The organism is Marivirga aurantiaca (assembly GCF_016679925.1).
GTDB lineage: Bacteria > Bacteroidota > Bacteroidia > Cytophagales > Cyclobacteriaceae > Marivirga > Marivirga aurantiaca.
The window spans coordinates 371466-383900 of record NZ_JAEQBW010000001.1 but is presented as its reverse complement, the minus strand read 5'-3'; the positions used below and the strand labels follow the sequence as shown (position 1 = coordinate 383900).

Here is a 12435-nt window from a genome sequence, read left to right as displayed (position 1 = left end):
AATAATTGAAAAGGCTAGATTATATAACAGCTTTAATTGTTTCTGCTATTGGCAATTAAGTCCTTAAAGCTTCTGCTTCTTTTTTGTTTTTTACTTTGCCTGTACCAAAAGTAGGCAATTATCATCACCAAAAGATAAGGTGCTGCAAAAAGGTATAAAATCCCATAGTTAAGTCCCGGTGCAATCCCGGCTTCTCCATTATTTACATTATTTTCTACAGTAGCCCTACACATGGCACATTGCGCCAATACTTCATTTATTCCAAAGAAAATAAATACAATAACTGATAGAAAAATTCTTTTCATGATAGGGAATATTGTGTTAATTATCAAACCCGGTTTTACTATTCAGAGTTCAATCAATGCATATAATAAGGACTTATCATCAAATAAACAACCACACCTGTAATAGAGACATACAACCAAATAGGAAAAGTATATTTAACAATTTTCCTATGCTTGTCAATTTTATCTGTTAAAGCAAAATAGAAGGCAAACAGCACGAAAGGAACTACAATAGCTGCTAATATAATATGAGAAAGCAATACAACAATATAAATGCTTCTCAAAGACATCAATTCTTGCGTCTTTTCAACTTCATCAAGTACTCCATTTCCATTAAGGTCACCAAATACAGTTGAGTCTGCAGTGGCATGATAAATCACATAAGACACCAGGAACAAACTACCTAACGTAAAAGCAATAGACATCATCAGCCTGTGTGCCTGAATGTTCTTCCTTAAAATAAATACCAAGCCAAGTATTAAAACAATAGAGGTCACACTATTAAAAGTAGCATTCAGGTGTGGTAGTAAATAAACCCAATCACCTGCACCTTCAATTTTCTGAGGGGCAAAAATTAAAACAGCCACTACCACAGGAATAACAATAGAAAGAATCCATATTAATCCTGAAAATGATCTTTTGGTTTGAATTTCTGTATTCATCTTAATTTCCCTTCTTACTTAATAGTATTCTTATTTCCAATATCAGTCTATCCACATCTTTTGTTTCCAAACCATCGTAATATCCCCGAATTTGCATATCTCCATCAATAAGCACAAGAATTTTTGATAGGTCTAACTTCATTTCTGCCGGATGGTCTCCTACCCAATTTTTGGTGGGTAGTGCTAAATAACAAGTAGTTAATAAATCATAAAAATCCGAACTTACATGATACTGATATGCATTCTCAGAATTAATGAATTTATTACCCTGGAAATAGCTACTATCCTTGGCTACTAGTATTGTATGAAGTTCAATTTTTTCCTGATCTGAAAAAGTATCTAACAGCCTCTTCAATTCATTCTGTAATGGTTGGTTATCAACACCAGACTCAGGGAAATGCAATACGTTGATATTCTCTTTAAGTACTTCATGTAGCTTAAACCTTTTTCCATTAACAGTATGCAGACTGTCCTCTATTTCGCTAATTTGAACAAAATCAGTACATTGTTCATTTCTATCAATAAAATATTTAGGCAGATCAAATTCATTCTTCCCATAAAAAGTAAGCAATAGGTATAATATCACCGGCAAGCTTAACACCACAAAAAGAATTAGAATCTTAGAAATTTTCATGTGTATAAGTTTATTATCAATGGTCACATGCCCCAAAGGGATCCCTTCGGGAGAATTCAATAAATTTTATTCATCCTCGGTTGGTATGTTAAGGATTCTAAAATTTATGCTCATTTCATGTGTATATGTTCGTTTTAAGTTGCCACATGGAATTCGCGATAAATATTCATCTGGCGGTTGGTCCCGAGTACTCGGGATGCTCATTTCATAATATATAAAAAAATCAGGTTGAGACTTCAACCTGATTTCAATTTTGCTTAAAAGAGAATAATTTATTAATATCTCACATCAAAAATGGCACTACCTTCAAACATCAGGGCTATAATTAGCCAAACAATAAGGACTAATGGACCTATAATAGACCATATCAATGTTTTTTGCTCATGTTTTAAGTGCATAAATTCAGCAACTATATAGAAAGCTTTTACTACTGTAAGACCTAAAAATATAGATACAAGCAAAATCCCCCTCTCCATAGTGAATGCGAAAATAAACTCTATAATGGTCACTACGGCAAGTATACCTGCAACCCTCCAAATCTTTTTGGTTTTTTCTTTATCCTCAGGGATTACCTGAACATTGTTAGTTTCTTCGTTAGACATAGTTCAATAGATTAAATCAAGTAAAAAAGCGTAAATACAAAAACCCACACCAAATCGACAAAGTGCCAGTATAATCCGGACTTCTCAACCATTTCGTAATGGCCTCTTTTATCGTAGGTTCCTACCACTGCATTAAAGAAAATGATAAAATTAATTACCACACCACTAAATACATGGAAGCCATGAAAGCCTGTGATGAAGAAGAATAAAGAGGCAAATAATGGCGGTCCATACTGATTAATAGTGAGATTAGCTCCATAGATAACTTCTCCGGCAGCTGTCATTGTTCCTTCATCCGTACCATGGATAAAGTGACTCCACTCCCAGGCCTGGCAACCTAAAAATGCCAAACCACCAATAATAGTCCAGAGCATCCATTTAATCACTCCTTTTCTATCCATTCTATGGCCGGCTTCTACTGCAAGCACCATTGTTACACTACTTAAAATCAAAATGAAAGTCATGATACCCACAAATATCAATGGCGCATGTACACCATGTAGAAAAGGGAGAGCTTCAAAAACCATCTCAGGTATTGGCCAATACTCTGTACTGAATTCAAAATCAGCTACAGATCCCGAATAAGCAGGATGTGAGTAACGGATCAAACCATAAGTGATTAGTAATGCCGAAAAGCTAAAAGCATCGGATAGTAGGAAAAACCACATCATAAGTTTCCCATAACTCGTATTCATGGGAGCCATTCCTCCACCCCATCGGCTCTTAGCCGTATCCATTGTTGCAGTAGTTGCCATAAAGTTTACTGTTCTATTAGATTGATTAATGATTTAACAACAAAAATATGTATAAATATACCCAAAGTCCATCTAAAAAGTGCCAATATGTAGTACACATTTCCATTTTCACCATGTTTTTTGAGTGAACCTTGTATTTGAAAGCCGAAAATAACATAATAAATATGAATATCACTCCTGTAATCAGGTGAAAAGCATGAAGTCCTGAAATTACATATAAGAATGACCCCGCAGGATTACCCACAAAATAGACTTCAATATCTACTAAGGCTCCCCATGCATAATATTGACCTACCAAAAATGCAATAGCCAAAGCTGATGTAAGCACCATTGCAACTTTTAAAGTTTTAAAATTATCCTTTCTGGCAGCTGCATAAGCAATATGCATGGTAACACTACTCGATAATAAAATAAAAGTATTGATAAGAAAAACAGTAGGCAGTTCATAAATCAACCAATCACCTTCTGCTTGCCTCACTATATAGGCACTTGTTAATGCTGCAAACATCATTACTATACTCACAATGAAAAGCCACATGGCAAATTTCAAAGGATGCATCGATAAAATTTTTAAGCTAGGCTTAATGTCTTTTTGATCTATTTCAATTGATTTATCCATAATTAAATTTTATCTAATAAATAAGCTACCTGAACTATCGGTAAATAAAGAAAAGATCCAAACATTATTTTTAATGCAGCTTCTTTACTGCATTCTTTCATTAAATAGAAAGTTTGACTTAAAAATAACACACCGCAAATAGTGGCCACCAAAGCTGAAGTAACTCCGGTAATTCCAAACAGAGTAGGTAGCAAACCCAATGGAATTAAAAACAAAGTATAAATCATAATTTGAATAGCAGTATTCAAATCCTTTTGTCCCCCTGAAGGTAACAGTTTAAATCCAGCTTTTTTATAGTCTTCATCAGCTACCCAGGCTATAGCCCAAAAATGTGGGAATTGCCAGATAAATTGTATACCAAAGATAATCCAGGCCTCTACACTAAATCCGTTAGTTGCAGCTACCCAACCCAATAATGGAGGCAGAGCTCCTGGTATGGCCCCGGCAAATACTGCAATAGGCCCTACTCTTTTGAGAGGTGTGTATACAAAGCTGTAAAGCAACAAAGATAGTAGTGATAGTAAGGTGGTCAATAGATTTGTAAACACCAAAAGTAGTCCCAGTCCTGCAATACCTGTTATGATGGCAAAAAGAATAGCTTCATTTTTACTGATCATGCCAGTAGGTAATGGCCTGTTCTTGGTTCTATCCATTTTCTTATCATGCTCTACTTCAATAATCTGATTGATGGTAACAGCAGAACCTGAAACCAAAAATCCACCAAAAGCCAGAAATGTTAAAACCATCCAATTAATAGAGCCACCGGAGAAGCCCAAAACGTACCCAAATGCTGAGGAAAAAGCTACAAGGAAGCTTAGCCTTGGCTTCAATAAGGTATAAAAACCCTTCAAATAAGTACTTAATATTTCTGAGATACCCAAACTTTGTGTTTCAGGATATTGCATAAGCTGATGTATTTACTTTTTTATCCATAAATGATACTTGTAGCAATAAATAAAATTGCCATCCGAAAATCAAACTCCCTAAAACCAAATGTAAAGGCTGAACCCAAAAAGGGACTCCAAAATACGCCATTACTGCCCCGGAGAGTATTTCGATTAATATAAATGATATCAAAACCTTGGTATGAAAAACCAATTTTTGATGCTTAGGGTTCGATTGTAACAACACATAAAACAGATAAAAGTGATAAATGGCTATAAGTATGGAAAACGACCTGTGAATATAAAACTGAAGTCCCAATCCTGCTATCCAACTATCCCGCTGACTCTGTCCCAATCTTTCCGCTACCATATCTAAAGACTCTCTCACCTGGGTGCCAAAAACAATTTGCAACAGCATAAAGAATAATCCTATAATCAACAACACTTTTAATTTACCCGATTGCTTTATTTTTCCCGGGGCAACTTTATTCGCAGAATAAAAATAGAGTGCCGTTAGTACAGCCAGGATCACCAAAGCCAGAATCATATGCAGTGTAATTAGCCATGACAACAAATTAGTAGAAACGACAATAGATCCTATCCACCCCTGAATTAGCACCAAAATCAGACTGCTAAATGAAAGCCAAAAAAGCTTTCTATTCGTACTAAAGTATTTTATAGACCCTATAAAGCATAGAATGATTAGAAATCCAACAAGTGCTCCTAATAATCTGTTAACATATTCAGTCCAGGTTTTATACTTGTTAAATTCAGCTTCCTCCTTGATAGATTCATCAGCCAAAATAGCTTCCCCTATGTCAGCATATCCAAAGAAATCAAGATATTCCGCGAATTTTATATTCTTCTGATGTCTGTAATCTGCATAAAATTCCTGATAATCCTCCGGCAATTGGCCTACCTCTGTTGGAGGCACCCAGCTTCCAAAGCACTTGGGCCAATCCGGACAGCCCATTCCAGAACCTGTACTTCTCACTATACCGCCAGCAAGAATTAAAAGATAAACAGCTACCAGAGTAACTGTTGTCAGTTTACTATAGTAGCTGCCTATATATTTCTCATTATTAAGATTCTGTTGTCTTTGCATGAGCCGAAGTATTCAGCTGTTCTTGTTTAGCTAACTCTTGCTCATGAGGAAGATTAGACTCAGGAGTAGTAGATAACGGAACATGCTGAGGAATAAAATCATCCTTTGCACCTGGCTTACTATAATCATATGGCCATCTGTACACTTTAGGAATTTCACCCACCCAGTTACCGTGTCCCGGCTCTATAGGCGCTGTCCATTCCAAAGTATTTGAATTCCAAGGATTTTGCGGTGCTTTTTTACCTCTGTACATGCTATAAAAGAAGTTGAACAGAAATATAAACTGTGCAGCCACTGTAACGAAAGCAGCTATACTCACAAACATATTCAAATCAGTATAACCACTGAAAGCGTCAAAATTAGTCCATGAATAATATCTTCTTGGGAAGCCTGCAATACCAATATAGTGCATCGGGAAGAAAATCAGATAAACACCAATGAAAGTCATCCAGAAGTGAATATGTCCTAATTTAGCATCCATCATTCGCCCGAACATTTTTGGGAACCAGTGATAAATTCCTGCCAATAAACCAAAGATAGATAAACTACCCATTACAAGGTGAAAGTGAGCTACAACGAAGTAAGTATCATGCAATTGAATATCAATTACTGAATTCCCTAAGAAAATACCCGTCAAACCTCCTGAAATAAAGAAGGAAACCAAACCAATTGAAAATAATGTAGCCGGTGTAAAGATGATATTTCCTTTCCAAAGTGTGGTTATGTAATTGAACACTTTAACCGCTGATGGTACCGCTATAATTAATGTCAGGAACATAAAGACTGATCCTAAGAATGGATTCAAGCCTGATACAAACATATGGTGAGCCCATACCACGAAAGAAAGAACCGTAATTCCCAACATAGAACCAATCATGGCCCTATATCCAAAAATAGGTTTTCTTGAATTGGTAGCAATAATTTCAGAAGTAATACCCAAAGCAGGCAACAAAACAATATACACTTCAGGGTGTCCCAGGAACCAGAATAAATGCTGGTACAAAATTGGGCTCCCCCCCATATTAGGTAAAGCTTCACCACCTATATAAATATCAGATAAGTAAAACGATGTACCGAAACTTCTGTCGAAAACCAGCAATAATGCTGCAGCAAATAGTACAGGGAAAGATAACAAACCAATAACTGCTGTTAGGAAAAATGACCAGATTGTCAGAGGTAATCTGGTGAAGGTCATACCCTCAGTTCTAAGGTTGATAACCGTAGTAATATAATTAATACCACCTAATAATATAGATACGATAAAAAATACCATTGCCACTAACCACAGTGTCATCCCAAGTTGAGATCCTTGAATAGCCTGAGGCAACGCACTTAATGGAGGATAAACTGTCCAACCACCGGCAGCAGGTCCTGACTCGATAAATATTGATGATAACATAACAATACTGGAAATAAAGAAAAACCAGTAAGATAACATATTCATAAAACCGGAAGCCATATCCCTGGCTCCTATTTGAAGAGGTATTAAATAATTACTAAAAGTACCACTCAAGCCTGCGGTAAGAACAAAGAATACCATAATGGTACCATGCATTGTTACCAAAGCCAAATAAAATTCAGGATCAATTTTTCCGGCTTCAGTTAACCAGCCACCTAATACGGGGCGTAGCCACTCCAAATTAGCACCTGGAAAACCCAGCTGTACACGGAACAGCACAGACATTAAAACTCCTATAATCCCCCAAAAAATACCTGTAACCAGGTATTGCTTGGCAATCATTTTATGATCTGTACTAAAAATATATTTAGAGATAAAGCTTTGCTTGTGGTCATGATGTTCATCATGGTGAACATCATGTCCTATATTCAATTCTGTCGTTGTTGACATAACTTTATTATTTAATTTTGTTTTTCTAACTCTTTGTTATCGATTCCTGTTTTCATCATTGCCAATTCTTTTAAATCAGCCGGCACATTAGCCAAATATTCAGGATTTCTCTTCAAGAATGATTCTTGTTCAGCGTACCATTTTAAATAATCTTCAGTTTCATCCACAACCATTGTCAACTTCATGGAAAAATGGCCTTTTCCACAAATTTCAGTACAAGCAATTTCATAATTGAAATCAGGGTCGTTTAATTCCTCCCTCATCTGCTCAGTTGTTTTGGTGGCAGTGAATGTAAATGAAGTAGGCATACCTGGCACTGCATCCATCTTCAATCTGAAGTGAGGTGCAAATACACTATGCAAAACATCTCTCGCTCTGATATTGAAAGTTACAGGCTCTCCAACCGGAATATGCATCTCTCTCGGGATAAAATCATCATAAGCAGCTTTATCACTAAAATCAATACCAAAAGCATTTGTGGCATCAACCACTCTATAGTCACTATTACCTAATTCGCCATCAACCCCAGGGTATCTTACTGCCCATGCAAACTGGTAACCCATTATTTCTATATTATTGGTGTTTTCTGGGGCCGGAGCCGTTACATCAGTCCAAACTCTCCAACCTGTAAAAACCAGGATGGCCAATACAATGGCCGGAACAAAAGTCCAAATAACTTCTAATTTGTTATTCTCAGGGTAAAACAGCGCTCTGGAATCTTCTTTGTATTGGTACTTCCAGGAGAAGTAAAACAATAATATTTGCGTTAATACAAATATTACTCCCGTTACGGCCATTGTTACCCAGAACATAAATTCGTATTCGCTTCCATGCTCTGAAGCAACAGGCAAATTATAGTTTTCAAAATCCTTAAAAGAATACCAAAAGAATAAAAAACCCATTACAACCAGGAAAATCATGAACATGGCTCCATTTATCCTGTTGGAACCCTTATCCACTTTACCTGAATCCCCACCTTTGGCAACACTGATTAGCGATGAAATTCTGAAGATCAGAAACAATATCGCCAACAAAAGCACTACACCTAATACTATAGCTAAATTAAACATATACTAGTTATTACTTTTAATAAATTAAAATACGTGATGATGTTTAGACTCTTCCAACATCGGATGGTTTTTAGCCACTAATGGATGTTTAGCAAGGCTGGTAAGTGCTACAAAAAGGAACCCTACACCAAATATCATGGCCATCCCTATTTCCAGAAGCCCGAATCCACCATTTTCCGCTAATACAGCTGGTGTAATCATTAAGTAGAAATCAAACCAATGTCCGATCAAAACTATGATAGTCACAATCTTCAAAAACACAGTGTGTCGCTTTGAATCCCTAGGCATGAAAACCAGAAAGGGGAAGAAAAAGTTTAAAATTAAATTAACAAAAAACACCGTGCTATAATGATCACTTGAAAGCCTCTCTATGAAATAAACTGTCTCTTCAGGAATGTTGGAATAGTAAATCAACATAAACTGGGAGAACCATATATAAGTCCAGAAAATAGAGAAAGCAAATACAAATTTACCTAAATCGTGCAATACGCCTGTGGTAACTATTTTTAAATAACCATTTTCCTTTAAAATAACAGTTATTAATGTAATTGCCGCTAAAGCAGTAACCCACCAGCTGGCAAATACATACCAGCCAAACATAGTGGAGAACCAGTGTGTATCAATCGATAATATCCAATCCCATGCTGAAGTAGAAGATGTTACTGCAAAGAAAACAATAAATACAGCTGAAATTCCTCTTAACTTAAAGAAGTAATTATTTCCACCATTAATATCTTCTTCCAAAGACCTTTTCCTGATGAAACGGAAAATGATGTACCAGCCAACGAAATAAACTATCATTCTGGCAATGAAAAATGGCGTATTAAGGTAAGCTTCCTTTCCAGCAATGATTTCATCATATCTTGGGTCATTGGGGTCCATTAGATAACTATGGGTCCAATGGAAAATATCATGACCTCCAACAAGAAAGATGATTAATGTTAAAATTCCTGCAATAGGCAAATAACTACCAAATGCCAATGGAATTCTAATAAGTGATGCTGACCAACCAGCCTGGGAAACGTATTGAATTGCTACAAAGAATACTCCTAATAAAGCAATCCCTAAAAAATACATATTGTTAATCCACAAATTGGCAAAAATTCTCTTTAGCCATGTAGCATGTCCATCTCCATGAGCTTCCTCAGCATGCTCAGGTTCACCAAAATGATCCTGATCAATATCCTCAGTTGCATGCGCATCTTCCAGATCATCCACTACTATAGGGGCATTATGCATAGTAGCATCCGGATCATCAATTGTGGCATGATGATCAGTATTAGAGGCTGTAAATATGCCTAGCCCTAGTAATACTACACCTACAATTGCAAGAATAGAAAGGATTTTTTTTGCTTTCGCTGTAAATTGAAATTGTTCTTCAGCCATGATTTATAATCTTATAAACTGTTTCTATTTATTGTTTCTGTAAAGTTTCAACATATCGAACAATCTTCCATCTGTCCTCTTGCTGAACTTGAGAGCCATGAGGCCCCATTCTGCGAATTCCATGTGTGATCACATGAAAAATATGTCCTCCGGATAATTGTGATGTCGCACCAGAATTATAAGCAGGCACTCCTTTTAAAGCTTGTCCCACTAAAGCCGTCTCATCCATAGAGCCACCACCATTTTCACCGTGACAGTGGGTACAATACTTAGTATATAAAACCTTCCCTTCCGCTATCACTGCGTCTTCAGCAGGGAAAGGGTTTTCTAATGTTCTTGCAGCCAAATCTACACTATCTTTGTGAAGCCTGTATGGAATCATTCCATTTCTTGAACGAGGCACAGAGTTTTCAGCAGGTAGCCTCATATTCATTTCAAACGGATTATTAGGATTTGAACTGTAATATTCTCCATATTCATCCTCATCTGAAACGACCCAATCACCTTCACTTTTATCAGTGATTTGAATCAAGGGCTCATAAGGAACTGCATGATACATATTGGGTGCAAATTCAGTACCGGGATCATCCTTGCCTGCTCCACATGAAGTCAATACAAAGGCAAGCACAGGAATTGAAATTATTTTATAGTTATTGAATTTTAACATTTTGCTTGATTCAATTAAATGATTTTTCGTTTACTTCAGACGCACCTGATTCCATTAATAAAGTGCTTAATTCCTTGGTGTTCTTACTGTTTTTAGCCAAATCAATAGCCATTACATGTTTGTCATCAGTGCTTCGGATGTCAAAAGTAACCGGTTTTCCGTAAGGCTTTAAATTACTGATGACAAAGAAAGTAGCCACCATACCTAATGCAGCAAGTAACACTGTTACCTCAAAAGCAACAGGAATAAAAGAAGGTATAGCTATATGATCCTTACCTCCAATTATCATTGGCCAGTCAATTCCCATCATATAAATCATCATCAAAAAAGCCAATGATGTACCTGTTAGTCCGAATACAAAAGCAGCAATTGAAATTCTTGATCTTTTATATCCTAGCTCATCATCCAAACCGTGAACCGGATAAGGAGTATAGCATTCATGTATTTTAACATCATTTCCGCGGATTTTCTTGATAGCACTTAATAAGATACTCTCATCATCAAAAATCCCTACGACAAAGTTTTTACCACTTTCCATTTTTATTTCTTATTTGAAATTTCACCTGAACTAGATTTCAATACTGCCTTCACTTCTGCCATGTTGATCACCGGGAAAAACTTAGCGAAAGAGAAAAACAAAGTAAAGAATAAACCAAAACTGAAGAGATAAATACCCATATCATATATAGTAGGGCTAAACATTGCCCAACTTGATGGTAAATAATCCCTGTGCAAAGAGGTTACTATAATTACAAAACGTTCAAACCACATCCCAATGTTCACAATAATGGACAGTATAAAAGTAGCCCATAAACTGGTTCTGATTTTCTTAAACCAGAAGAGTTGTGGGGAGATTACGTTACAAGTCATCATAGCCCAATATGCCCACCAGTAAGGTCCTGTTGCCCGGTTTAAAAACGCATATTGTTCATATTGAACTCCTGAATACCAGGCCATAAATAATTCGGTAATATAAGCAACACCCACTATAGATCCGGTAATCATAATGATGATGTTCATCAACTCAATATGGTTAATGGTAATATAATCCTCCAACTTATAAACTTTCCTGGTAACCAACATTAATGTCAGTACCATGGCAAATCCGGAGAAAATAGCTCCTGCAACGAAGTAAGGAGGAAAAATAGTAGTATGCCAACCAGGAATTACAGAGGTGGCAAAGTCCATTGATACAATAGTGTGTACAGAAAGTACTAAAGGTGTGGCCAGGCCTGCTAAAACCAAAGATACAGTTTCGTATCGCTGCCATGTTTTTGCTGCCCCATCCCAACCAAAACTTAAAGCCCCGTATATGGCCTTTGAAATTTTATTGGTTGCTCTATCACGTATAGTGGCAAAATCAGGAATTAAACCGATATACCAGAATACTAATGATACAGTAAAGTAAGTACTAATAGCAAAGAAATCCCAAAGCAAAGGCGAGTGAAAATTCACCCACAAAGACCCCCAGGTATTGGGAATTGGAACAAACCAGTAGAAACTCAACCAGGGCCTTCCTGTGTGGATTAAAGGGAATAACAAAGCACAGATTACAGCGAAAATAGTCATCGCCTCTGCCGCCCTGTTAATGGATGTTCTCCACTTTTGACGGAACAATAATAATACTGCAGAAATCAAAGTACCTGCGTGACCAATACCTACCCACCAAACGAAGTTAGTGATATCCCAGGCCCAGCCTACAGTTTTATTTAATCCCCACATGCCGATACCATCCCAAAGGGTAATGGCTAAAGCATAACCTCCAACAAATAAAGCCCCTAATGAAAGCACCATAGCGCCCATCCATCTAGGGTTAGGCTTTGCTTCCACATGCCTACATATATCATGAGATACATCATGATAAGTTTTATTTCCTGTTACTAGTACCTCTCTTACAGGTGAAGTGACATCCATATTG

At 36.7% G+C, this 12435-nt stretch carries 14 protein-coding genes; all 14 read right to left on the bottom strand.

The window, feature by feature from the left end; all coding sequences use genetic code 11:
* Positions 1 to 32: 32 nt before the first annotated feature.
* On the bottom strand, positions 33 to 305 hold the full coding sequence (locus JKA74_RS01650) for a hypothetical protein (RefSeq protein WP_201429412.1): 273 nt from the start codon (positions 303 to 305) through the stop codon (positions 33 to 35).
* A 53-nt stretch (positions 306 to 358) separates the two neighbouring features.
* Positions 359 to 946, bottom strand: coding sequence for a DUF420 domain-containing protein (locus JKA74_RS01645; protein ID WP_201429411.1), 588 nt, complete (start codon positions 944 to 946; stop codon positions 359 to 361).
* Between the two features lies 1 nt (position 947).
* Positions 948 to 1580, bottom strand: a complete 633-nt coding sequence (locus JKA74_RS01640; protein WP_201429410.1) for a hypothetical protein — start codon at positions 1578 to 1580, stop codon at positions 948 to 950.
* A gap of 275 nt (positions 1581 to 1855) precedes the next feature.
* A complete protein-coding gene (locus JKA74_RS01635) occupies positions 1856 to 2182 on the bottom strand; it encodes a cytochrome C oxidase subunit IV family protein (RefSeq protein ID WP_201429409.1) in 327 nt (108 codons plus the stop codon).
* A gap of 11 nt (positions 2183 to 2193) precedes the next feature.
* Positions 2194 to 2937: a cytochrome c oxidase subunit 3 gene (locus JKA74_RS01630; protein WP_201429408.1), complete on the bottom strand. Its 744-nt coding sequence runs from the start codon at positions 2935 to 2937 to the stop codon at positions 2194 to 2196.
* 25 nt (positions 2938 to 2962) lie between these two features.
* Positions 2963 to 3556, bottom strand: coding sequence for a cytochrome c oxidase subunit 3 (locus JKA74_RS01625; protein WP_201429407.1), 594 nt, complete (start codon positions 3554 to 3556; stop codon positions 2963 to 2965).
* 2 nt (positions 3557 to 3558) lie between these two features.
* A complete protein-coding gene (gene cyoE, locus JKA74_RS01620; protein ID WP_201429406.1) occupies positions 3559 to 4461 on the bottom strand; it encodes a heme o synthase in 903 nt (300 codons plus the stop codon).
* Positions 4448 to 5545 (bottom strand): COX15/CtaA family protein, encoded by a 1098-nt coding sequence (locus JKA74_RS01615; RefSeq protein ID WP_201429405.1) that lies wholly within the window; start codon positions 5543 to 5545, stop codon positions 4448 to 4450. The genes cyoE and JKA74_RS01615 overlap by 14 nt, the downstream gene beginning before the upstream one ends.
* A complete protein-coding gene (locus JKA74_RS01610; RefSeq protein WP_201429404.1) occupies positions 5523 to 7394 on the bottom strand; it encodes a cytochrome c oxidase subunit I in 1872 nt (623 codons plus the stop codon). Before JKA74_RS01610 ends, JKA74_RS01615 begins: the two co-directional genes overlap by 23 nt.
* Positions 7395 to 7405: 11 nt before the next feature.
* The gene (locus tag JKA74_RS01605) at positions 7406 to 8464 is read right to left on the bottom strand and encodes a cytochrome c oxidase subunit II (protein ID WP_201429403.1); all 1059 of its coding nucleotides are present in this window, start codon (positions 8462 to 8464) and stop codon (positions 7406 to 7408) included.
* A gap of 24 nt (positions 8465 to 8488) precedes the next feature.
* Positions 8489 to 9850 carry a quinol:cytochrome C oxidoreductase gene (locus JKA74_RS01600; RefSeq protein ID WP_201429402.1) on the bottom strand — a complete coding sequence of 454 codons (1362 nt, stop codon included), beginning with the start codon at positions 9848 to 9850 and terminating at the stop codon, positions 8489 to 8491.
* 28 nt (positions 9851 to 9878) lie between these two features.
* Entirely contained in the window at positions 9879 to 10517 is a 639-nt protein-coding gene (locus JKA74_RS01595; protein ID WP_201429401.1) for a c-type cytochrome, read from the bottom strand.
* A gap of 10 nt (positions 10518 to 10527) precedes the next feature.
* Complete coding sequence (locus JKA74_RS01590; protein ID WP_201429400.1) at positions 10528 to 11055, bottom strand: DUF3341 domain-containing protein; 528 nt, start codon at positions 11053 to 11055, stop codon at positions 10528 to 10530.
* Between the two features lie 2 nt (positions 11056 to 11057).
* Positions 11058 to 12431 carry an NrfD/PsrC family molybdoenzyme membrane anchor subunit gene (nrfD, locus tag JKA74_RS01585; protein WP_201429399.1) on the bottom strand — a complete coding sequence of 458 codons (1374 nt, stop codon included), beginning with the start codon at positions 12429 to 12431 and terminating at the stop codon, positions 11058 to 11060.
* Positions 12432 to 12435: the final 4 nt, after the last annotated feature.